The following is a 22,043-nucleotide window of genomic DNA, read 5'->3' on the forward strand; positions in this document are numbered from 1 at the left end:
CGATAGGACGTGATAACAGCTTCCGTCCCGGCGAGGGTCGTCCAACTCAAAGAAAAATTCAGCTACATTCATTTCCCAAAGGTCGGGCTAACTTACCACTTCATGCAATTGCCCTACATCAGGTGCCCACATTTGGCGGCCTGCCCAAGGTACATCTTTGATGTCCAACGCAACTCCGTGGTCGGTTACTTTGCCTCCAATTTTGTCCATTGACAGAATTCGATAGTCTTTCATATCAAAATGGCCGCCTTCGTCGTCTTGCGCTACACCTGATTCTATATCGTGAGAGGGGTAGATGTAAATTTTGCCGTTGAATACGTGAGCCGAGGGGTCGGCCGTATAAATGTGTGAAACGAGCGGTTGTGAAATGGGCGTTTTTTTCTGCGCATGGGCCGATAACGCCCCTATCATAAGCAAGGCTATGATGGAAGATTTAGATTGCATTTGTTTGATAATAAATGGGTTAATTTGATAGGTATAGGCAAGCGGTTATTTGACCGCTGTAAAAATTCGGGTTTGGGTAAGCTTGGCTTCTTCGATTTGATTTTTGTTATGAGCGCACACAAACAGCCCAAGTAGCATCTCTTGAGGCAAATCAAAATCGGGAATTTCAACGGTCCAGAAAGGGTTGCCGATTTTGGCTACCGACACAAAAAAGCTGCGACCACGGCGTTCCAATTGTAAAATGTCGGGATGAACAATCGGCGTTTTGATTTCCTCAATGTTGGTTCCCGATTTTTTTCGATACTGAAAAGCCGTAAGCCCATCGGCGTGGACTGTCAACGAGACCATGGCAGCGCTCGTGTCCAAACTGCTGCGGTACATCCAACCCGTTTTGCGGTGTGCGTCGGTACCTTTGCCGGAAAGTGTGGCTTGAGTCGTGGCGATAAAATCACCGACGGTTTTGCGGTATAAAAAATGCAGCTCATCTTTTTTGAACCAAATATTTTCGCCCGAACCCGACAGTTGATAGGTTTGAGTAGGTTTGTCGAAAGTGGCCGTTCCCGGTTGAAGTACCTTGCCGATGTCGGCGTGATTCTCAAAAATGCCCACAGGATTTTGAGCCATCAATCGGAATGATAAAAGTCCGAGGAGCAACAGCAAAGCAGAAGGTTTCATAAAAAAGGTAGGGTTAGTTGCGTTTATTCAATCAATTTCAACAACTCATTAAGCGTTTCCGGCGAACTGGGACGCGTTGCATCAGCCGATACTATTTTGCCCGCTTTGTCAATTATTACGTAACGAGGGATACTGCTAACGGCCAATTTTCGCATAATTGCGGCATTTTGGGCGGGTTTTAGATGCCCGTTTTCCCCTTGCAGTTGCAATTTCTCCAATGCTTTTTTCCAGGCATCTTCATTTTCGTCAATAGAAGCATAGAGAAAAACGATTTTCTTTTTTTGTTTATCGGTCAATTTATCGTGCATGGCTTTGGAAAAAGGAAACTCTGCCCGACACGGACCGCACCAGCTTGCCCAGAAGTCGAGATAAACCACTTTGCCCTTAAAATCAGAGAGATAGAACGTTTTTCCTTCTACGGTTTGCAGCGTAATATCATCTTCTTTTCCTTTTTTGGCGACAGTTTCAACCGGTTTCTTTTCTTCTACTCGGGTCAACACTTCGTTACATTTAGCCGAAGCCAAGGGAACATACCGTTCGATTTTGGGAAGACGACTTAATTCCGCCAATGTATTGACTACGGCTGCTTTGGGAGTAATAGTGCAATTTTCCCGTAACAAACGACATAGATAATAAGGCAAAACGGCTCCCGAAAGGTATTTTTTGGCAAAAGCGGCTTTGTCCTCCATTGATTTGCCCAAGTCGGTGTATTTGTCAAATGCGTGTTCGCGTGAATTGAAGTAGGTTACAAACACCACCAAAAAATCGCGATACGCCGGCGTCAGAAATGCTTCTTCATCATTGATTTTTTTAGGGTCGAGGGCCTCAGTCATGACGTTGGGAAGGGAGGCCATTTTTAGGTTTTTGGTGTCGGCGTTGCTTCGTGCAACCGCGTGGTTTAAAACCCAATACCAGTAGTTCCAACGAGCGGTATTTTCAACGTAGCGTTTAAAAGAATCAGAGAGTTTGGCAAAATCAGGATGGTTTTTCAAAAACTCCATCTGCTTTTTACGGGCGTTGAATAACCCTATTTCCCGGCTGTCTATGTTCTGCGAAAACAATAGTTCTATTTGTTTTTTTGTGTCAAAATCGGTGGCGAATTTTTGTTGAAATTCATCCCAAACGGCTTTGTGAACGGGGCTTTGCCACAGGGCATTGTATTGCTCAAGGGGCTTGCTATCAGCTCCTTGCTGAAAAACGTCAATTGAGTCTTTGGTAATCATGGGGGCCGTGGATTGAGCAAAAACCCGACCTACCAAAAATAAACAGCCGAAAAAAAGCGTACGAAGCAGCATGATTTGAAATTAGTTTGAATGATTGCAAGCGAAAGTTATCAAAAAACAACCATACTTAAAATCCAATGGAATTTCCTCCATCTACGGGTAGTGAAGCACCGGTAATATAACCGGCCGCTTCGGAGGCCAAAAAGACCGCCGCCCAGCCAATATCCTGTGGTTTTCCGAATTTTCCCATGGGGGTGCGGTTGAGAGCTTTGTTCATGCGGTCGGGGTCGCTGCTCATGGCGGTTTTCATCATGTTGGTCTCGATAAAACCCGGTGCAATGGCGTTGACCCGAACGTTGAATTTTGAGAACTCGGAGGCCAGTACTTTGACCATCCCTTCTACACCTGATTTGGACGCGGCATACGCCACTACCCGGTCGATGCCATAGTAAGCCGCCATGGAAGAAATCATCAATATAGAACCGCTTTGCCGGGCAACCATGCGTTTGGCGCAGGCGCGGGTCAGGGCAAAAACGGCATTTAGATTGGTATGAATAATACGGTCAAAATCGGCGTCTGTGACTTCCAAAGCAGGTTTTTTCATGTTGATGCCCGCATTGTTGACCAAAATATCAATGGGGCCGTAGGTAGCTTCAATGGTTTCTACCAAGCCTTCCAGAGAGTTCAGCTCAGTTACATCATTTACCACATAATGCGCAGATTCGCCCAGCGTTTCTGTGGCTTCCTGAAGGGCATGCTCGCGTCGTCCGGTGATGATGACGGTGGCGCCGGCGTGGGTCATGCACTGGGCAATGTCGTAGCCAATACCACTGCCACCGCCGGTAATGAGCGCAATTTTTCCTTCTAATGAAAATACGGATTGATGATTGACCAGAGTCAGTTCTCCCGTTATAATTTGTTTTTCTTTCATCGCAAATGATAAATTTCTACTAATTTTTTAACTTCATTTAAGGTTCTTTGAGGAGGCATTAATGGCTTGGGAACAGGCATTTTTGAGTATTCTCCAAAGTATAACACACAGGCATCTCGCCACCACAACGCCTCTTTTTCCTGAATTTTCAATCTGCCTTTTACGCTTTCAAAGGTTTCGGTATCAATATCCGGTTTTACAGTTTCCCAAGTATCCTGTAATCTTTTGACCTGTACCGGGCCGTCGTAATAGCGGACACATAATTCATCCCACAGACTGCGACCGGTCCTTAGTTTTTTAGACCAAGGTACGTGATGAAACCAGAGCAGATAATCCAACGGACATTGCTCGGAATTACCCCATTTTTTCTGCACTTCCGGACTGTACAGCTGCAAAGCATTGCTCAGTTTGCCCGTTCTGTCAAATCCCAAACCGATGGAATCGGCACGGTGATAATAAACGGAGGTCCAGTCAGGCCGGGCGCTTTTGGCGAGCCAAGGTTCCGGTCCGTAGTGATGACTTTCACCCATCATGTGCGCGGTTCCCAACGGATAGGTATAACTCACATAAACAGGATGCGATTTCATCATCATGTCTGTGATTTTTTGCCCAGCAGACTTTGACTGCGTCAGCGTCATTTGTATCCATTCCGACGCTATTTGCTCCGACGACAGCGTATGGTCCCAAGCCAATCGGCCAAAAGCATACCAGTTGCTTTGGTTAAAGGGATGTCCGCACCAGTTGACGTCTGAACCGGTGTTGGCTACGCCGGCCATCAGCGAATTGGAAGCATTATACAAACTTCCATCAATGACTTTGGCTACCGTAGACCCTTGTCCCTTAGCGTAAGTGTCTGTATACAAACATTCTTTGTACATCGGGGCCAAATACGTCAAGTGCGTCGATTGACCCAAATACTCCTGCGTTATTTGAAATTCCATGCCCAACGTAGTTTTAGGAAAGGCACCAAACATAGGATGGAACGGTTCGCGGGGCATGAAATCTATTGGCCCGTTTTTGACTTGGACAATAACTTTCGGGTCAAAAGTGCCGTCCAGCGGTTTGAATTGTTCGTAACCTTCCTTGAATCTATCTCCGTTGGGGTCGGCATTGTAGACAAAGGCTCGCCAAATAACAATGCCGCTGAATGGACGCATGGCATCGGCGAGCATGTTGGCTCCGTCGGCGTGAGTACGGCCGTAATCCTGCGGTCCGGGCTCACCTTCCGAGTTGGCTTTGACCAAATAGCCGCCAAAATCAGGAATGTATTGGTGAATCTCTTTGGTCTTCTCGTTCCACCATTTGCGCACTTCGGGGTCGAGGGGGTCGGAGGTTTTGAGTCCGCCGAGGGTGCGGGGTGAGCGGAAATTGACCGAAATAAATACTCTGATGCCGTAGGGGCGAAGTACATCGGCCACGGCTTTGATTTTCTCCAAATACTCGGCCGTTAAAAACCGCGAACTGGCATTGACATTGTTGATGGAAGTGGCATTGATTCCGATGGATGCATTGGCGCGGGCGTACATAATGTAACGCGGGTCGATGCGGTAAGGCAGTTCGTTCCATTTCCACATGGTCGAGCCCGCATAGCCGCGCTCCACGGTGCCGTTGGCATTATCCCAATGATTGAGCATTCGGATTTTTATCTTCGGGCTGCTTGCGATGGAAATGTTGGTCAACGACTTGCCCGTTTGTATAGCCCTCAACAATTCAAAAGCTCCGTACAAAACGCCTGTTTCGGTTTTGGATGAGATGACGATGTTGTCTTTTTCGGTATAAATTTCGTAGCCTTCTTCGGATAAATTAGTGGTAGAAGGAGCGTTTTTATTGACGCTTAAAACAATTCTTCCGCTTCCGGTTGCTGTTTTCACAATAGCGACTTTTTTGCCCAACAATCCTTGTAAACCTATTTGAAGCTCTTCGGAGGCAATTTTAATAGTTTGATTATCAGAAGAAACAACTATGAATTTTGCCAATTGAGCATAACTTTCCCGTTGCTTGGCGTCTTTGATTAAATCATAGTTGAGCCAAAGCCGAGAACCATCATCGGCAAAGGCAAGGGAAGAAATAACCAGAAAAAAGAGAAGAAGCTGTTTTGTCATGGATAGTTGTTTGGCTGAAGCCCTTGTTGATTTTTTTATTTGTTATCTCCAGCTAAAGCAGGAGGCAATTCATAAATGAATTTTTGCAAACAATTCCTATTGAAAATAGGGAAATTAAAAACTGTATTGCCTCCTGCTTTAGCTGGAGGACAAAAAGAGAATTCCATGGCATTGGCTTTAGCCAAATCTTATGTGTCCTTAAATTTCTCAAATCCATACTTTTCAATCAATTCATCATATTCCTGAGCATAGGTCTTTTTTTGATGATGCTCTTCCTGCTTTTTAATGTATTCTCGCACTCTGTCAACAATGGATTCGGAGACAGATACCGCGAAATATTCATCCTGCCACTCAAATTTGTCTTCACAAATGCCATTTTTATTAATCCAGAAAGAAGATTCGCCCTTTATCAATTGCATAATCTTACTCATGCTTTGGTCAATGCCAAGGGAAACAAGACAGTGAACATGGTCAGTATATCCATTGATAAAGTCAATATAAATGCCTTTTTCTTTGGCGTTTTCCCTGATATGGTTAAAAATAGTTTGTCGTATTTCGCGGGTTTTTATAAATGGAATTCTATGCTTGGTTGACCACACAAAATGAATCCAAACTTTGATATAGGGCATGATTTAATTTATTTGTTATCCTCCAGCTAAAGCAGGAGGCAATTCAGCAGGAGGCAAAATTCACTGAGGCAATTTCATTTTCATTCAAAAATTCCTGTTTTGTGCCCGTCCATACTTACTGTGTTTTTCTTATTCCAATACTCTTTGATTCCATCTTCGCCCTGCTTTTGAGTCCATTTTTTCAATTCATCCCTTTCCCGGTTAAAATCCATGAAAGGCACTGCCATGCCACAGGAAGTTTGCACCATTTCTACCTCAATATCTACCAATTGTCTCGCTCCCGGCAATTCCGGGAATAAGTGAATGAATTCCTCCCACTCGGAGTCTCGTTGGTGATAGACTTTGCCTTTTCCGTACAGCCTTAAAATCATAGGTTTGCCTTCAAAAGCGCAAAACATGACAGTGATTCGGTCATTTTCCAGAAGGTGGGTGGCTGTTTCGTTGCCACTGCCCGTCACATTCAGCCACATCACCCGTTTGGAATCAATGATTCTGAACGAGTCCATTCCTTTAGGCGATAGATTGACCTTGCCAGTACTCATGGCTGTCGCCACGAAAAAGACATTTTGTTTTTGGATAAACTCCTGTAAGTCAGGAATAATTTGCTCTAATTGTTTTCCCATGATAGGTAAATTTTAATAAGAGAAAATTTTAAATTTCTTGCTCTTTTGCCAACTTGCCTTTTGTTGTTTTTATAAAAGACCTCTTTCAATCGCTACTTCCAAACCTCTTAATTCTGCCAATCCTTTTAATCGCCCGATGGCCGAATAGCCCGGATATGATTTGTCTTTTCCGGTCTTGTTCAAATCATCCAACATCTGATGGCCGTGGTCGGGACGCATCGGAATTTGGGCGTCCTTTTTCCCTTTCTCCTTTCTCCTTTTTCCTTCAATAACAAAGGCTTTTACAACTTCGTACATGTCTACATCACCAACTAAGTGGGCGGCTTCGTGAAAATTTAAAGGGTTAATCTCCCGCTTGGTGGTACGCAAATGCACAAAATGGATTCGGTCGCCAAAGCGTTCGACTATTTTTGGCAAATCATTATCAGCGCGTACGCCCAATGAACCGGTACAAAATGTGATGCCGTTGGCTCTCACTTCGCAGGCATCCATCAATTGCGCTAAATCCGCTTCGGTACTGACCACTCTGGGCAATCCCAACAACGATTTTGGAGGATCGTCGGGGTGAATGCAGAGATTCACTCCGATTTCTTCGGCTATGGGTGCTACCTGTTGAATAAAATAATACAGATTTTCGCGTAACTCTTTGTCACCAATGTGTTTATAGTTGTTCAGTAATCCTTGAAAAGTAGCCAATTCAAAGGCTTCATTGGAGCCGGGTAAACCCAATAAAACGGTGTTTTGGAGGGTAGCGATTTCCTCGGCGGTCAAACCTTCCAACTTGCGTTTAGCGACTTCCTGTACTTCGGGCGTGTAATCTGCCTCTGCATTAGGGCGTTTGAGTATGTACAAATCAAACAACGCAAAATCCTCCCACACAAATCGCAGCGCCAACGAACCGTCGGGCATTTCGTAATGGAGATTGGTGCGTGACCAATCCAGCACCGGCATGAAATTGTAACAAACCGTTTTGATACCGCAAGCCGCTAAATTTCGCAGCGACACTTTGTAGTTTTCAATGTATTGCGCCCGACTCGGCAGCCCTTTTTTGATGTCTTCGTGAACGGGTAAACTTTCTACCACTTCCCAAGTCAATGGGGTGTAGCGATGATTATCTGCTTCGATGAGTTGAATGCGCTGTTGTATAGCTTCGACGGACCAAACTTCTCCTACCGGAATTTGGTGTAAAGCGGTTACAATCCCCGTGCATCCTGCCTGACGAATGTGCATCAAGGAAACGGGGTCATTGGGCCCGAACCAACGCATGGTTTGTATAAATGTCATTTTTGAATGCTTTATTTTCGGGACACAGAGTTTCACTAAGTTTTGCACAGAGTTTCACAGAGGAAATTTGTTATACTCTGTGAAGTACTATGTGTCACTTTGTGACCTAATATTTTAACCTTACTCTCCTTTATATTTTTCAAAAAGACTCGCCACATTGGCCATTTGGTGGTTTCCAGAATGAACTAAAACGCGGTAACGTAAGACTAATTTGTCTCCTTTTTTCATGACTGTTGCTTTGTCATCCTGCGGCCAATACATAGGGGTAGGAGAAAAAAAGCCATAATCACGCGTAAACCACGGCGAAGGATACCAAGGATTGGAAGGATGCTGCATGATGGTGATGCCTTCTACTTTGTCGCCTCTTTTTCCCGAACAGTCTATCCACGGAGATTTTACCCCAAACGTCCCTTTTTCGGCTTGGTTTCCTTCGGCGTTTATCATGGTGCCGCCGTTGATTACGGCCAAATCAGGGTCCAGACGACCGCTGAAAAGTGAGTGGTTGGTTTTCAGAATCGTCACATCCATAAGCGTTTCCATCGTGATGTCCACGTCAATTTGGTACAAATCTTTGGAAGGAGCCGTGATGGTGATGGTACGAAAATCTTTCATGGGAGCATTGGCTTCGGGCCGGCGCCAAATGCACTCATTTTCAATCACTACTTTGTCGCCACCTGATTGAATAATATCGGCACGCAACGAGATAATTTGTCCTTTATCAATTCCTTCCTGCCAATAATTGCCGCCGTTGACACGGTCACAACCAAAAAATAAAGAGCTGTGATGCGGATAATTGCCATTTCGCATGGAGGTAACGCTGGCGTTGGATGGCCCATTGACGGGAAAGAAAAACGGGTATTTTTCGTCTTGAGAGAAGATGTAGCTGGTGAAAAAATTACTATTGATGTTAATGTCAATTTTTGAGTTGCTTTTTACGGCGGTAATTTTGGTTTGCGACCAACCTTTCACAGTTAAAAATACGACTGCGAAAAAGAGAATACGTTTAGAATAATGCATGTATTAAAATAAATAAATAGTGTAAATCATTTGTTTAGTTTCCCGTATCTCGTAGGAGTAGGCTTGCTACAGCCGTGCCTTATGCAATCGCCCCAATCTTTTACGAAAAAAGGCAACTTAAAAGCCGTCGGTCGGTTCAAAACCGACTAACGGCTTTTAAGTTGCCGCACAAGGGCATGAGGCTACTTCTACGCTTTCAAATCTATTTTTTGCGCCTGTTTTTGGGCAATCAATGATAATTCCGCAGCTAATAAACAATGCGTTTGGGACATCGCGGTTTCAGTGCGGTTCAGAACATCATCCACGAGCAGTCGGCCGTAAGGCAATTCCTGTTGGGTACAATCAATGTAGCGTGTTTCTTTATTATCAGTTAGAAAAAGGTGATTACCGCCTTCGCGTCCACCGATGTCGATGTTTTTACGAATTTCAATAAATCCTTCCGTTCCCAGAATAGTTAAGCGTCCGTCACCCCATGTTTTCAATCCGTCAGGAGTAAACCAGTCTACCCGAATGTAGCCCATTCCACCGTTTCCGCGAAGCATTACATCGCCAAAGTCTTCAAATTGAGGAAATTGCGGGTGATTTGTGTTCCCGATTTGGGAAGCGACTACCGAAGCTTGGGTGGAGTTGGTGAAATACAGGTATTGGTCAAATTGGTGAGAGCCAATGTCGCAGATGATACCGCCAAACTGTTCTTTGTTGAAAAACCATTCGGGGCGAGTATTGGTATTCATGCGGTGCGGACCCAGTCCAATCGTTTGGATAACTTTCCCAATGGCTCCTGCTTTTACCAATTCGCCTGCTTTTACCGTAGCTCTGTTTTCAAAACGTTCGCTGTACATGATGGAGTAAATGCGACCCGTTTCTTTCTGAACACGGCGCACGTCTGCCAGTTGCTGAAGTGTAGTAATGCCTGGTTTGTCAGACATAAAATCTTTGCCGCTTTTCATAACTCGAATACCCAAGGGAGCGCGTTCGTTGGCAATGGCCGAGCTTAAAACGAGTTGAACGGATTTGTCGTCCAAAATTTCTTTTTCACTCGATGCCAATTTGGCTTGTGGGAAACGTTTGGCAAATGCCGCTACTAAATCTGCTTCTTTGGCATAGTAAGAAACTAACTGTCCTCCGCCACGAGTTACGGCTTCCACTTGCCCGTAAATATGGCCGTGGTTCATGCCGATAACGGAGAACTTAATGCGAGGATTTTCGTAGTGATACGGTTCGGTATAAGCTACTTTCTCCGTTTTAATATGACCAAAGGAGTCAGTAGAAAGCATAGGAAGAGTGATCAGACCTGCGGCTGATGCGACCGATTCTTTCAAAAAAGTACGTCGTTGGTTCTCGGATTTTTTCATGAGTTATTTAGATGGGTATAGAACGCGGACGGTTCGCCGCAGCGATTCAACGGGTTTAACAGATACTCACGGATAAATAAATCTGTTTCAATCCATTTGATCTATTCAATCCGTGCGGTCCGCCGCAGCGGTTCTATTTATTGATTAAGACATTTTTATATTGGTTGTACCATAAGGCTTGCGTTGCGGACGGCTCAACATCGCATTGGCTTCGTTGTCATTCACAAAACGCTCTGCTTTAGGGTCCCACTGCAATTTGCGCGGAAGTTTCATGGCAATGTGGCTTACTAAGCAAACACTGCAGGCGCGGTGCCCTATTTCAACCGGCGAAATAGGCGCTTTACGGGTTTTGATACATTCCAACCAGTTGCCGTGCTGTTCGTCGCTTTTGTACAAGTGAATTTCGTTTTCACCAATGACTGAAGTCAGGATTTTAGGGTCGCTGGCATCCAAGGCTTTGCTGCTTTTGGCGGCCGATACCGGGTCACTGGCGGAAGCCACATAGTCTCCGCGGGATACAAAAATCCAGCCTTCAGTGCCTTCGTAGCGAATGCCGTTGGGGAAGCCACCGCTGGTGTACATCGTAATGCCGTTGGCGTATTCAGCTTTCACCATAAAGTCGCCGTGAACGTTCCATAAACCCGATTTAGGGAATTCGGCTACGGCCTGTACTGAGATAGGGCCTGTAAGCTCAGTATCCATGCCCCAAGCGGCCGAATCAAAATGATGTTGTCCCCAACCCGTGATCATCCCCGCACCAAACTGCTCAAGGCGTAACCATCCCGGCCGGCCGTAGCCTTTCTGGGGATGAACGCCGATTTCAGTATAAGGCACTTCGGGCGTAGAGCCGAGCCACATATCATAGTTAAAACCTTTGGGTACTGGCATTGGCGCTGCCGAGGGCCCGGAAGGGTCGCCAGGAAGACCCACTTTTACGGTATGCAATTTTCCGATGCGACCGTTGCGCACTAATTCTGCCGCAATTCTGAACTGAGGTGAGGAGCGTTGCTGAGTACCTACTTGAAGAACAGTTCCTTTTTTGCGAATTATATCGCTCAACATACGTCCTTCGGCAATGGTCAGCGAGGTAGGTTTTTGCAGATAAACATCTTTTCCTGCCAAGGCCGCTTCAATGGCGGGTTGTGAATGCCAATGGTCAGGTGTGCTGATGATGACGGCATCAATGTCTTTGTTCAGCAACATTTCGCGGTAGTCATCGTACATTTTGGCCTCCACGTAGTTGGCATTTCCCGTCTTCTTGGTGTAGTAGTTTTCGACGAGTTTTTTGCCATCTTCCAAACGATTTTTATCTAAATCGCAGACGGCAATCATGCGGGCTACGTCGTGTTGCAGCGTACCCACCATGTCGTGATCGCGTCCGATACGTCCACATCCTATTTGACCAATGTTGATTTTGTTACTCGGGGCATTTTTGCCAAATACGGAGGCGGGAACGATGGTAGGAATTCCTATTGCGCCAACAACGCCAGTTAAAGTTTGACCTAAAAATTTTCTACGTTTCATAAGAACTTTATTTAGTGGATTGGAGTGATTCGAATGGATTTATTGATAGAGAATAGTCGTTTTGCCATATTTTTAGATTGGGGTCTGTTTTTCAAAATAGCTATTTAAAGAATAAGGTATTAGAGGGCTCGTTTCTCCTGATTAATAGTGAAAAAGGTTTAGAATGACTCAAAATATTTCTTTGTAAAAGTTTGATTTTGAGAACATTCTAAACCTTTGGCTTAAGAGTAATAATCGTTAAGCCTATTCGGGGATTTGGTCTAAAGCAGGCTTGTTAGTTTCACTACCAGCATAGCCAACGTTTTGGTTGATTTGTCCTAAACTGTTTGCCAAAATAGCAGGACGGGGAATGGGCCACAATGCATGGTAGGGACTCATCGTGTAAGAATCTCCACGGACATTTTTGACCCTATTTTTGTAAAAAATGTTTTTGTCCATGATCCTATCGTAGAAAAAGTTGGACCCCGAAAAATTGCTGGCAGAATACGTTTTGCCATTATAGGTTTTACCCGATTTTGCCATTTGGTATGCTATGCGGGCAAGCTCGGTTTTACGCGGCTCTTCGTAGTATAATTCGCGTCCCCGCTCATCCAAAATGGTTCCAATGTCAATTTTTGAAACAGGGTAAGGGCTGCAACCTGCTCTGGTTCTGACCCGGTTAACGTCGTCGGCGGCAGCTGCCAAGTTGCCTTTAAACCAATTTGCTTCTGCACGGAGCAAGTGAGTTTCGGCCAAACGGAAAATATACCAGTCAGAATTTCCGCCTTGAAAAGGCACACGGATTTGATCTTCGATATACAGTTTATAGTGAGGCCAATTGAACCAGGTTCTGATGGTGTCGCCCGTAGAAACCAATAATTTTCCACTTGCATCGCGAAATTGGAGTGGCTTACCGTACCAAGGAGATACACCTTTCAGGGCCGGGTTGTTGTAAACAAGCTGTTCCATCGTCATCCAGTTGCCTGATTTGGTATCGTGGCGTAGGTCTTTGTCGTCGTCCCAAATGTCTTTGCTGCTATAGGGGGTAGCTCTACAACGACCAATTCCCCGTCCATACAAAGTGGTCAAGTCAAACTCGACTTGGTTGGGTACCATGCCTTGGCGACCGTCGGGGGTCAAGATGGTATTGACGGAGAAAAATGGTACTGCTTGACGCATAGATGTCGTACCGGTGGTGGTAGCACTGGGAAGACCATACCGGTCAATGACTGAGAAAAGTACTTCCGTATTGTTGGCCAAAAATTTGTTGGCAGGTCGGTGTAAATCCCAGATAACATTTTTGTTGGCATTGCTGGCATCTACTCCAAACCGAGAAGTCATTAGTTTATAAGCACCGTTGTTGATTACTTGGTCGGCAGCAGAAATGGCTTCATCATAGAGTCCAAGGGCAAGGTTTACTTTTGTGAGTAAGTGGCCTACCGCTCCTCGATTTACATCTCCTTTGGAGCCAGTCCAAGGTACTACTTTCATGGCAAAGTCAAGGTCAGTTTTGATTTTCTGCAAAATCACTTCACGTTTTACGGTTGTAAAGTCCAGTTTTGGCTCTGATAACTCCTTAAAAGAAGTAGGAATGTCGCCAAATTGATGGACTAAACGGTAGTAATGATAGGCCCGATAAAAATAGGCCTTGCCCAGAATGACATTTCTGACGTCTTCTTTGATTGTAGTAGCTTGTGGTACACGGTTAATAATTGTGTTGGCCAAACGGACTCCCAACCATCCTCTTTCCCAGTACCATCCGATGCGGTTGAAATCGCCACTATTCAGGTTAGCGTCGGGAGTAATAAGTACGTTCAAGTCCACTGCCGGCCCAAATTTATCAGTGGTTCCTTCAACGGCCATTTCGGAGAAAAGTAGCTCCGTAATAATAGGGTGGCCATCTCCGTAGAACTCATCACGGACGTTAAGTCCACAGGAAGCTAAAGCCGAGTTGAAGCCACCTTCGGTGGTAAAGGTGTTTTCTGGAGTGTAAAAAGAGAGTGGTTGAGGTTCAAGCCATGATTCTTGACAACCCGTATTGATGGCAAGTAGAAAAACACTTACTATCGTTATTTTGCGAAATATATTGGTATTCTTCATCTGTGTGCGTTATTTAGGTGATTATTTACTTCAAAAATTAGAAAGTGATGTTTAACCCTACGGTCGTAGTAGAAGGCGTAAGCCCTTTGTTTTCGGGGTCAAAGTAGTCCCAAGGGGTAAATACCGCTGCGTTCTGTTGATTGAGATAAATTTTCAAGCTCTGGAATTTAATTTTGTTTAACACTGACTGTGGTAAACTGTAAGCGATACTGATGTTGTTGAGGCGAACAAACGATGACTTGCGCCATACATTATAGGCTACTGAACCTCCTGCTGCCGACATCATCTTGGCGTAGTCGTTGATGGGGTTTTCGGGAGTCCAGTAAGGGCGCTTATAAAACTGTGAACGGTCGTAGAATCTATCCACATTTTTGGCTTCGTTGTACTGGGTGTTTTGTCCTATTCGTCCGTAAAGCGCAAAAGAGAAATCAAAATTTTTGTACAGTTTGAATTCATTACGGAAGTTGAAGGAGAATTTAGGGTTTTGATGGCCAAGGAATTGACGGTCGTCAATGGTATATTTACCGTCGCCGTTAAGGTCTTCTAACTTAAAGTCGCCAGGAGTAAAACCGTAGGATTTTGCCAAATCTCTTTCTGATTCTTGCCAAACGCCCAATACTTTATAATCCCAAATTTGGTTGACGGGTTTTCCAATAAACCAACCATTGGCACGGTCGTCTTGATCTACCATAGTTGTGTTTCCAGCGGCATCCTTGACGGGTACTGGGCCGTACAATTTCAAGATTTTGTTTTGGTTAGTCCAAAATGAAAAATTGCTTCGCCACACAAAATTGGTGCTTTTCATGTTTTCGGTGTTCAGGGTAAGTTCCATACCGTTGTTACTTACCTGACCTAAGTTGGCCACTACACTGGCAAAACCCGTAATGTCGGGCAAAGAGCGGTTCATCAAGAGATCTACCGTTTTGCGGTCGTAGTAGTCAAGTGAACCAGTGATTTTACTGTTTAAGAAGCCAAAGTCAATTCCTACGTTGACCGAGCTATTGCGTTCCCAGCGTAGGTTAGGGTTGCTCATGTTGGCGGTGCGTACGGCTCCCACGTTAGAAGTTGTGCCACCTGGATTGGTGTATGAATAAACACCCGAAGTCAGTGCTGATAGAGCGGCGTAGCGTCCAATCTCTCGGTTACCATTTTCACCGTACGACAAGCGGAGTTTACCATAATCTAACCACTTGCTGAGACCTTTCGCGAAACTTTCTTCCGTAAATACCCAACCCAAAGCCACTGACGGGAACGTCGCTCTTGGATTTCCCTGTCCAAACGCCGAGAAGCCGTCGCGGCGAGCAGTCACTGTAAGGTAGTAGCGCTGATTATAGTTGTAGTTGACACGGCCCATGAGCGCATCCCCAGTTTGATACTGGTCGTTACTCGAAATACTCGGATACAGCGTAGCTGCGGCTAAATTGTGATACGTGAGGTTATCGTTTGGTGAGTAATTTTCGGCGTTGACGGTAGTGTTCCAAATTTGGTATTTTTCAGCGTTGGCCAAGAACGTAACGTCAAAATTGTGTTGTCCAAACGATTTGTTCCATTTCAAAATGTTATCAATCTGCCACTGATACGTTTTCTCATTGACGCGGCTTGTGATACCGTTACGGGTGGTAACACCTGGTTTTTGTGAAGAAACGTGGTCAAACCCTGTGTAGAACTCAAAACGTGGGGTATAATTGATTTGATAAGAAAAACCGTATCCAATATCCCCTTTTACGTAAATGGACCCAAACATATTGGTAAATTTACGAAGGCGGCTGTTATAGTATTGGTCTAAGTAGGGATTGGTGTTATTGCCCACGTCGTCGTTGCTGCTTTGGCGGAGCGTCACACCGTCGTCCTGATAAAGCTGCCCGTAGGGAGTGGTTTGAATCATATTGTTCAAATCAATGGGAATGGAGCTTTCATCGCGGTCAGCAAACTGTAGGTTGGTACCCAAAGTAAGGAACTTTGTCACTTTACTTTCTACATTTACCCTTCCCCTGATAGTGGAGAAATAATCTCCTTTGGTCAATCCTTGGTTTGTCAGGTAACCCAGCGACACGTAGTAGTTCATGTTTTCGGAGCTTCCTGATACACTGGCAGTATGGTCTTGCTGGAGGGAGTTGAAATTGTACAGTTCTTTTTCCCAGTCGAGGGTACGTCCTTCCTTGTAGTTTTTGGTTTCAAGGGCCGTCAGTCTGATGCGGCTCAACCATGCATCTACGGGGTCGCCTTGAGAGTTTCCTAAGGCCATCCACTGCGCCGTAGTAATAGTAGAAGGTAGCTTGCGAGGGTCGGTAAACATATACTGACGGACAGGGTCGTGGCCGTTCATGCTCCAAAGTACGTCATTACGCCAATCCAAAAACTCTTGTGGCGATAGCAAAGGCAGGGATTTACCAATATTGTTTTTTCCAAAATTGACATTGAAAGTGACCAGAGGCTTTCCGGATTTTCCTTTTTTGGTGGTTATTAGTATTACCCCGTTGGCCGAACGGGCGCCAAATACAGCCGCCGAGCTAGCATCTTTGAGAATATCTACCGTGCCAATGTCGTTGGGGTTGATGTCACTCAATTGGCCAGGATAAATTACCCCATCCACTACAATCAATGGTGCGGTAGAAGCATTGAGCGATGCACGCCCACGTACTAAAAAATCTCCTCCTCCTTTGGCCGAAGAATTTAGACTTACATCCAAGCCAGCCGCATTGCCACGGAGCATATCCTGAACCGTGCGAGGGTTTTCATTTTCAAGTTGGGTTGCTTTAATAGAAGCTACTGCCCCTGTCAAGTCACTTTTTTTGACCGTACCGTATCCCACTACCACTACTTCGGAAAGGGCTTTGGTATCTTCAATAAGACTTACATTGATGGTCGAACGGTTACCAATGGCCACTTCTTTGGTTGTGAAACCAATCGAAGAAAACACCAGTGTTCCATTTGAAGAAACATTGTTGATGCTGAAAGCCCCTTTTTCATCGGTGTTGCTGCCTATCGTAGTACCTTTAAGTAATACAGAGACACCAGGCATACCGGAGCCATCTTCTCCGGTTACTTTGCCTCGTATCGTAATGTTTTGAGCAAATGTTTGAATGCTTGTCAGTACGATTAGTGCACCAAAAAGCAGTTTCGAGAACAGTAGTTTTGGGTTCATAAAAAAATTTGTTAAAGGTTGTAGATAAATAGTAAAAAAATACAATTTGCCTTTTAGTGAAGACATACATAGCCTGTTTTAAGAATAGCTACAAAAACTAATAAAGCATTCAATAATATCTTTAATTTTGAATTTTTAAAAGTTATTTCTTGATTATTTATAGTAAAATTATTTATTTTATATCGGATTCGTTTTCGGAAACGTTTGCGGTAGTTTTTTAAAACTTGTTTTTATTATATATATTTGCGTTTCTAAAAAAGAAAAATAGTTTCTCTGTAAAATGACATATATTAAGTAAAATCTTGATAAAGTGTAATAAAAGATGACAGCCTGTACCAAATGTGGGAGCGTAGAAAATATCTTAAAGTCAGGTTTTATACGAGGAAAGCAGCGGCTCTTTTGTAAGTCGTGTGAAGTGCATTTTACAATTAATTTACCTCAAAAAGAAGTTAATAAGCCCGCTCGACAAATCACGATTGTTGATATTGCAAAATCGCTCGGTATTGCTCCTTCTACGGTGTCACGGGCATTGAACGGCAGTGCCGAAATCAATGCCTCTACTCGTCAGGAGATAATTCGGGTGGCTACCGAAATGGATTATCGCCCCAACCTACTGGCGCAAAGCCTGAACCGTGGCGAAACGCACACCCTTGGTGTGGTGATTCCGAATATCGAACGACCTTTTTTTGCGGGAGTATTAGCGGGTATTCAAAAAGTAGCTACTGAGGCAGGGTATCGGGTGATGATTTGTCAGTCTAACGAATCGCACGCTACCGAAACGCTCAATGTACAGGCTTTGGTGGCGAGCCGAGTTGATGGCCTGCTGATAAGCCACTCCAAAGAAACTACTTCGTTTGAACACATCAAACTTCAACTAAAAAAGGGATTACCAATTGTTCACTTCGATCGAGTATGTAACGAAGTAGAGACTGCCAAAGTGGTTCAGGAAGATTTTGAAGGAAGTTATATCCTGACCGAACACCTAATTTTACAAGGGTGCAAGCGCATCGCAGTGTGTGCTGGTCCGCGCGAGTTGATTATCAGTATTTCTCGTTTAAATGGTTACAAGGCAGCTTTGGCTAACTACGGTATTCCGTTGAGAGAAGAATTAATCTATCATACTAACTTCATACAAGGGGAGTCGTTACTTGCTTTGGATGGATGGCTAAACCTACCTCAAAAACCTGACGGTATTTTGGCGGTTCATTACGCCAATGCCATTGATATGATAGTAGAATTGAAAAAACGTAAAATTAACATTCCGTCAGAGATGGCAATCGTGGGCTTTGGTGATGAGCTGATTGCCTCACTGATTGAACCCTCTTTGACAGTTTATCATCATTCTCCGTTTCAGATGGGGGGAATTGCGGCCAAAATGTTAATTGATAATATTATTCATAAAGACACTTTTCAACCTGAATTACAGAAAATGAAGGGAAAACTCATTATTCGGCAATCGTCCGTAAGACAGTGAAGGACTACATTCCGCGCGGCTCCACCATCACTACCTCTTCCTTGTCTAAAATCACTTCTCCATCGGGTAAGCCTTTGGGTTTACGAACAAATTTTTTTGGAATAACAATGACAGGACAAAGCGTTTCATTCCGACGTTTGGAATACCAGGCCGCTATTTGGGCGGCTCGCTCAATAACACTGTTCGGGAATTTTTTCCCTGCTTTGTATTTCACCACTACGTGCGAACCGGCCACATCGCGGGCGTGCAGCCAAAGGTCGTCTTTGTAGGTATATTTTTTGGTAAGCAGGTCATTGTTTTTGGCATTTTTACCAATCAAAATCACGTAACCTTCATATTCCGTATGTTTGAACAATTGAGTAGGGGAGAGAATCGCGTTGTCATTTAACAAACTGTTTGTTTTCAGGTATTTCCGCAATAGTTTCAACGACTCAAATTCTTCAATGGTATTCACATGTTTTTTTAATTCTTCCAATTCCCCCTCCCGCAACGTGATATTTTCCTGTACTTTTTCGATTTCAATACGCTCGTTTTTGGCTTTTCGATAATACGTCTCGGCGTTCCGTTGCGGAGTAAGGTCATGTTTTAGCTTAATTTCAATATCCTTATCTCGATAAAAATCAAACAGCGTAACCCGCTCAGCACGCTCGGGAATTTGGTGAAGATTAGCCATCAAAATATGCCCGATTTCTTCATTTTTTACGATGCCGTCTATCCCTACTAATTTATGCATAGCATCTTCTAAATAGCTTTCAGTGCGGTGAATTCTCTTTTGTAAGATTCGGATGGCCTCTGCTTTTTCGCGGGCCAGCACTCCAATGCGATTATACGTGGTGTAAAAATCATTGAGCGCCGCAATCGGGTCACTGTACTCCCGAATTACATCCCCCAACGGGACAAGCGTAAGCGTAGGTTGATGATTCCAAAGGCTGATTCGAAAGGAAGGATTTTCAAGAAGAGTTAATGTTTCCTGAATAATTTGCCAACGTAGCCCCGCGCGGCGTACCGTCCCAACCCCCAATGGGGGAGTAAATATCTCCCCCATTGGGGGTTGGGGGGCTAAATACGCATTAACCTCCTTTCCAAACGTTGGGAAAAGCTTTCGGTGGTCGAAATTGGCCGCTTGGTAGGCTTCCCATGTCTGGTCTAAGGTACGGTCGAGTTGTGATAAACGAAGGTTATTGTCGCTGACCAGATTGCTGTGAAACAAATCAATCACTTCGTCATTCTGAAACAAAACGGCATTGGAACGATTGCCGAATAATTTAAAAACAACCATATAATTATTTTCCAACACCAGCCCTATCGCTCGTTCATTCGTAAATTGGCGTACGTCAATGACGTTCAAATCATAGAGTGTTTCAAATAAATCTGCGCTGTTTTGACGCGCGCGGCTGAAGTCATCGGGAAAATTGAGACAGGCAAAATCAGGGCGAAGGGTGGCCCGAATAAAGAAAGGACGATAGTAGTTGTTTTTTCCGCGAGCGTGGGCTAAAATGATCACCAACTCGTCTTTTTCCTGACTAAAACACTCCATAAACTTCAATCCAACTGCTAACGGACGAAGCGCTTTGACCAAGTGCTGTAAAAAATGATAATTCTGATGCATGGGGCAAAGGTAGTTGTCAGGAGTGAGAACGGGGCCGCCCGTGCGGTCAGGAGTGAAAAGGCGTCGGTCGGTTCAATCCGACTGACGCCTTTTGTAATTGTAAACTGCTTACTATTTCTCGCGAGTCAATACTTCGTCGATTAAGCCGTATTCTTTGGCTTCGTACGAACGCATCCACTTGTCGCGGTCAGAGTCCGCCTCAATTTTTTCAATCGTTTGTCCTGTATGATTAGCCAAAATTTCGTACAATTCTTCGCGTAATTTTACGATTTCACGGGCTGTGATTTCAATATCAGTGGATTGACCCTGAGCACCTCCCGAAGGTTGGTGAATCATAATACGAGCGTGCGGAAGTGCTGCACGCTTGCCCGCGGCGCCACCTGCCAGCAATACAGCTCCCATAGAGGCTGCCAAGCTGGTACAAACTGTTGCTACGTCGGGGCGTACATACTGCATGGTATCATAAATACCCATCCCTGCATAAACTGACCCGCCCGGGCTGTTGATGTACATCAAAATGTCTTTTTTCGGATCTGCCGATTCCAAAAATAGTAACTGAGCTACAACGATATTGGCGATTTGGTCATCAACGGGCATTCCAAAAAATATGATACGGTCGGCCATAAGGCGAGAAAATACATCCACTTCGCGGAAGTTCATGGGACGCTCTTCAATAATCGCCCGTGTCATGTTTTCAACTGTATGATTGACGTATCCGTCAACGGTCAGGCCACTCATGCCCAAATGTTTTACTGCGTACTTTCTAAATTCTTGTCCGTGGTTCATAATATATACTAAGTTGATTTTGTTGGTATTAACTAAGCGGTTCTATTTTGTTCAAACTTTGATTTTGTGTAGCCAGTTGCCAATTTTGCAACAACTCTTCCTGATGGATAGATGCCCATTCTATTTATCGGCTAATCGTGGGCATGGGCTAATTGAGTTTCCTTCCATTCTTCAAATGTCATATTTTTCAATTTGAAAAATAGGGAATCCGGACATACATCTGCCTCATCGTTCCAAGCTATCGCATTTGTCTCGTCATCAATATATACTTTATCAAAAACATCATCTTTTTCCCAAATCGAAAAAACACCTTTATTAGCTAAATGAGACAAATCTACTATGCCTGTTGTACCATCTGAATAGGTTAGTTCGAGCTTGTATTTTTTTAGGCTACGAACTTTGATTGGCTTAGGTATCATTTTGGGAAATTTATTTTCAAGGGTTCAACGAAAAAAAATGTCTCTTGGTTCGTTGGACAAAATTGCAGAATTTAGCGTTTAAATGTTGTCTGTTTAACCAACAAATTATCGGTGGAAGCGAGATTTGCGATGCGGAGTATTTTAGAAAGTCACGTTCCGGCCCCTGCCGTGAGCTATTGTTACGATTTATGGGAGCGCTATCAGTTTGATTTTGTGGCTTCAAGGCCGCGCAGGACGCGGTTGGGGGATTTTACCGCTCAACCCTCCCGACGGGAACGCATTACGGTCAACGTAAATCTCAATCCCTACAATTTTTTGGTTACTTACCTGCACGAAGTAGCTCATTTGGAAGTATATCGGCACTACAAACGTCGTCAACCGCCGCATGGAAATGCTTGGAAAACGCATTTTCGAGGGTTGCTTATTCCGGTAATGAACGAGGCTAATTTTCCATTATCCGTTCTTACGCCTTTGCTTGATTATGCAAAAAATCCTACGGCTTCTACCGGTACGCACCTGCCGCTGATGCAGGCACTCAAAACCATTGATGCGCCTCAAACGGATTTGGTGATGGTCAGTCAATTACCCGAAGGACAAATTTTTCGATTGAATCAAAAAGTTTTTGTCCGAGGTACGCAACGTCGTACCCGCATCGTTTGTGTAGAGAAGGTCTCCCAAAAAAAATATTTAGTGGCGGCTCATGCGTGGGTCGAGAAATTATAAG

Annotated in this window: 17 protein-coding genes and 1 pseudogene; 2 read left to right on the top strand and 16 right to left on the bottom strand. The window is 44.4% G+C overall.

The window, feature by feature from the left end:
* Positions 1 to 117 precede the first annotated feature (117 nt).
* From Q0081_RS29695 to Q0081_RS29755, 13 genes and pseudogenes are all read right to left on the bottom strand, one after another.
* A pseudogene (locus Q0081_RS29695) lies at positions 118 to 411 on the bottom strand (alpha-N-arabinofuranosidase); the annotation flags it as partial.
* Between the two features lie 78 nt (positions 412 to 489).
* Positions 490 to 1,119 (bottom strand): hypothetical protein, encoded by a 630-nt coding sequence (locus Q0081_RS29700; protein WP_298362126.1) that lies wholly within the window; start codon positions 1,117 to 1,119, stop codon positions 490 to 492.
* 23 nt (positions 1,120 to 1,142) lie between these two features.
* Positions 1,143 to 2,414 carry a TlpA disulfide reductase family protein gene (locus tag Q0081_RS29705; protein ID WP_298362129.1) on the bottom strand — a complete coding sequence of 424 codons (1,272 nt, stop codon included), beginning with the start codon at positions 2,412 to 2,414 and terminating at the stop codon, positions 1,143 to 1,145.
* 55 nt (positions 2,415 to 2,469) lie between these two features.
* Complete coding sequence (locus Q0081_RS29710; RefSeq protein ID WP_298362132.1) at positions 2,470 to 3,273, bottom strand: SDR family NAD(P)-dependent oxidoreductase; 804 nt, start codon at positions 3,271 to 3,273, stop codon at positions 2,470 to 2,472.
* Entirely contained in the window at positions 3,270 to 5,375 is a 2,106-nt protein-coding gene (locus Q0081_RS29715; RefSeq protein ID WP_298362135.1) for an alpha-glucuronidase family glycosyl hydrolase, read from the bottom strand. Before Q0081_RS29715 ends, Q0081_RS29710 begins: the two co-directional genes overlap by 4 nt.
* 188 nt (positions 5,376 to 5,563) lie before the next feature.
* Complete coding sequence (gene tnpA / locus Q0081_RS29720; RefSeq protein WP_298362138.1) at positions 5,564 to 6,004, bottom strand: IS200/IS605 family transposase; 441 nt, start codon at positions 6,002 to 6,004, stop codon at positions 5,564 to 5,566.
* A gap of 80 nt (positions 6,005 to 6,084) precedes the next feature.
* Positions 6,085 to 6,627, bottom strand: a complete 543-nt coding sequence (locus Q0081_RS29725; RefSeq protein ID WP_298362141.1) for a pyridoxamine 5'-phosphate oxidase family protein — start codon at positions 6,625 to 6,627, stop codon at positions 6,085 to 6,087.
* Positions 6,628 to 6,696: 69 nt separating this feature from the next.
* Positions 6,697 to 7,911: a mannonate dehydratase gene (uxuA, locus tag Q0081_RS29730; protein ID WP_298362144.1), complete on the bottom strand. Its 1,215-nt coding sequence runs from the start codon at positions 7,909 to 7,911 to the stop codon at positions 6,697 to 6,699.
* A 120-nt stretch (positions 7,912 to 8,031) separates the two neighbouring features.
* Complete coding sequence (locus Q0081_RS29735; protein ID WP_298362147.1) at positions 8,032 to 8,880, bottom strand: PmoA family protein; 849 nt, start codon at positions 8,878 to 8,880, stop codon at positions 8,032 to 8,034.
* Positions 8,881 to 9,116: 236 nt separating this feature from the next.
* Positions 9,117 to 10,283 carry a Gfo/Idh/MocA family protein gene (locus Q0081_RS29740; RefSeq protein WP_298362150.1) on the bottom strand — a complete coding sequence of 389 codons (1,167 nt, stop codon included), beginning with the start codon at positions 10,281 to 10,283 and terminating at the stop codon, positions 9,117 to 9,119.
* Positions 10,284 to 10,427: 144 nt separating this feature from the next.
* A complete protein-coding gene (locus tag Q0081_RS29745; protein WP_298362153.1) occupies positions 10,428 to 11,807 on the bottom strand; it encodes a Gfo/Idh/MocA family protein in 1,380 nt (459 codons plus the stop codon).
* Between the two features lie 243 nt (positions 11,808 to 12,050).
* Complete coding sequence (locus tag Q0081_RS29750) at positions 12,051 to 13,886, bottom strand: RagB/SusD family nutrient uptake outer membrane protein (protein ID WP_298362156.1); 1,836 nt, start codon at positions 13,884 to 13,886, stop codon at positions 12,051 to 12,053.
* A 37-nt stretch (positions 13,887 to 13,923) separates the two neighbouring features.
* Positions 13,924 to 17,031, bottom strand: coding sequence for a TonB-dependent receptor (locus Q0081_RS29755; RefSeq protein WP_298362159.1), 3,108 nt, complete (start codon positions 17,029 to 17,031; stop codon positions 13,924 to 13,926).
* A 322-nt stretch (positions 17,032 to 17,353) separates the two neighbouring features.
* On the opposite strand from Q0081_RS29755, the gene Q0081_RS29760 reads away from it, so the two are divergent.
* A complete protein-coding gene (locus Q0081_RS29760; protein WP_298362162.1) occupies positions 17,354 to 18,505 on the top strand; it encodes a substrate-binding domain-containing protein in 1,152 nt (383 codons plus the stop codon).
* A gap of 4 nt (positions 18,506 to 18,509) precedes the next feature.
* Here the strand turns inward: Q0081_RS29760 and Q0081_RS29765 are convergent, their stop codons facing one another.
* From Q0081_RS29765 to Q0081_RS29775, 3 genes are all read right to left on the bottom strand, one after another.
* Entirely contained in the window at positions 18,510 to 20,114 is a 1,605-nt protein-coding gene (locus Q0081_RS29765; RefSeq protein ID WP_298362165.1) for an NFACT RNA binding domain-containing protein, read from the bottom strand.
* Between the two features lie 111 nt (positions 20,115 to 20,225).
* The gene (locus tag Q0081_RS29770; protein ID WP_298362168.1) at positions 20,226 to 20,900 is read right to left on the bottom strand and encodes a ClpP family protease; all 675 of its coding nucleotides are present in this window, start codon (positions 20,898 to 20,900) and stop codon (positions 20,226 to 20,228) included.
* 131 nt (positions 20,901 to 21,031) lie between these two features.
* Positions 21,032 to 21,319 carry a DUF2442 domain-containing protein gene (locus tag Q0081_RS29775; protein ID WP_298362171.1) on the bottom strand — a complete coding sequence of 96 codons (288 nt, stop codon included), beginning with the start codon at positions 21,317 to 21,319 and terminating at the stop codon, positions 21,032 to 21,034.
* 111 nt (positions 21,320 to 21,430) lie between these two features.
* Between Q0081_RS29775 and Q0081_RS29780 the strand changes: the two genes are divergently transcribed.
* On the top strand, positions 21,431 to 22,042 hold the full coding sequence (locus Q0081_RS29780; protein ID WP_298362174.1) for a sprT domain-containing protein: 612 nt from the start codon (positions 21,431 to 21,433) through the stop codon (positions 22,040 to 22,042).
* The last annotated feature ends 1 nt before the right edge of the window (position 22,043 follow it).

Source organism: Runella sp. (assembly GCF_027484545.1).
Classification (GTDB): domain Bacteria; phylum Bacteroidota; class Bacteroidia; order Cytophagales; family Spirosomataceae; genus Runella.

Bases quoted from the DNA above. Each gene is read 5' to 3' on its own strand.
- Q0081_RS29765 (WP_298362165.1), bottom strand. From the start codon at position 20,114: ATGCATCAGAATTATCATTTTTTACAGCACTTGGTCAAAGCGCTTCGT.
- Q0081_RS29745 (WP_298362153.1), bottom strand. From the start codon at position 11,807: ATGAAACGTAGAAAATTTTTAGGTCAAACTTTAACTGGCGTTGTTGGC.
- Q0081_RS29700 (WP_298362126.1), bottom strand. From the start codon at position 1,119: ATGAAACCTTCTGCTTTGCTGTTGCTCCTCGGACTTTTATCATTCCGA.
- Q0081_RS29705 (WP_298362129.1), bottom strand. From the start codon at position 2,414: ATGCTGCTTCGTACGCTTTTTTTCGGCTGTTTATTTTTGGTAGGTCGG.
- Q0081_RS29755 (WP_298362159.1), bottom strand. From the start codon at position 17,031: ATGAACCCAAAACTACTGTTCTCGAAACTGCTTTTTGGTGCACTAATC.
- Q0081_RS29740 (WP_298362150.1), bottom strand. From the start codon at position 10,283: ATGAAAAAATCCGAGAACCAACGACGTACTTTTTTGAAAGAATCGGTC.
- uxuA (WP_298362144.1), bottom strand. From the start codon at position 7,911: ATGACATTTATACAAACCATGCGTTGGTTCGGGCCCAATGACCCCGTT.
- Q0081_RS29750 (WP_298362156.1), bottom strand. From the start codon at position 13,886: ATGAAGAATACCAATATATTTCGCAAAATAACGATAGTAAGTGTTTTT.
- Q0081_RS29725 (WP_298362141.1), bottom strand. From the start codon at position 6,627: ATGGGAAAACAATTAGAGCAAATTATTCCTGACTTACAGGAGTTTATC.
- Q0081_RS29770 (WP_298362168.1), bottom strand. From the start codon at position 20,900: ATGAACCACGGACAAGAATTTAGAAAGTACGCAGTAAAACATTTGGGC.
- Q0081_RS29710 (WP_298362132.1), bottom strand. From the start codon at position 3,273: ATGAAAGAAAAACAAATTATAACGGGAGAACTGACTCTGGTCAATCAT.
- tnpA (WP_298362138.1), bottom strand. From the start codon at position 6,004: ATGCCCTATATCAAAGTTTGGATTCATTTTGTGTGGTCAACCAAGCAT.
- Q0081_RS29775 (WP_298362171.1), bottom strand. From the start codon at position 21,319: ATGATACCTAAGCCAATCAAAGTTCGTAGCCTAAAAAAATACAAGCTC.
- Q0081_RS29760 (WP_298362162.1), top strand. From the start codon at position 17,354: ATGACAGCCTGTACCAAATGTGGGAGCGTAGAAAATATCTTAAAGTCA.
- Q0081_RS29715 (WP_298362135.1), bottom strand. From the start codon at position 5,375: ATGACAAAACAGCTTCTTCTCTTTTTTCTGGTTATTTCTTCCCTTGCC.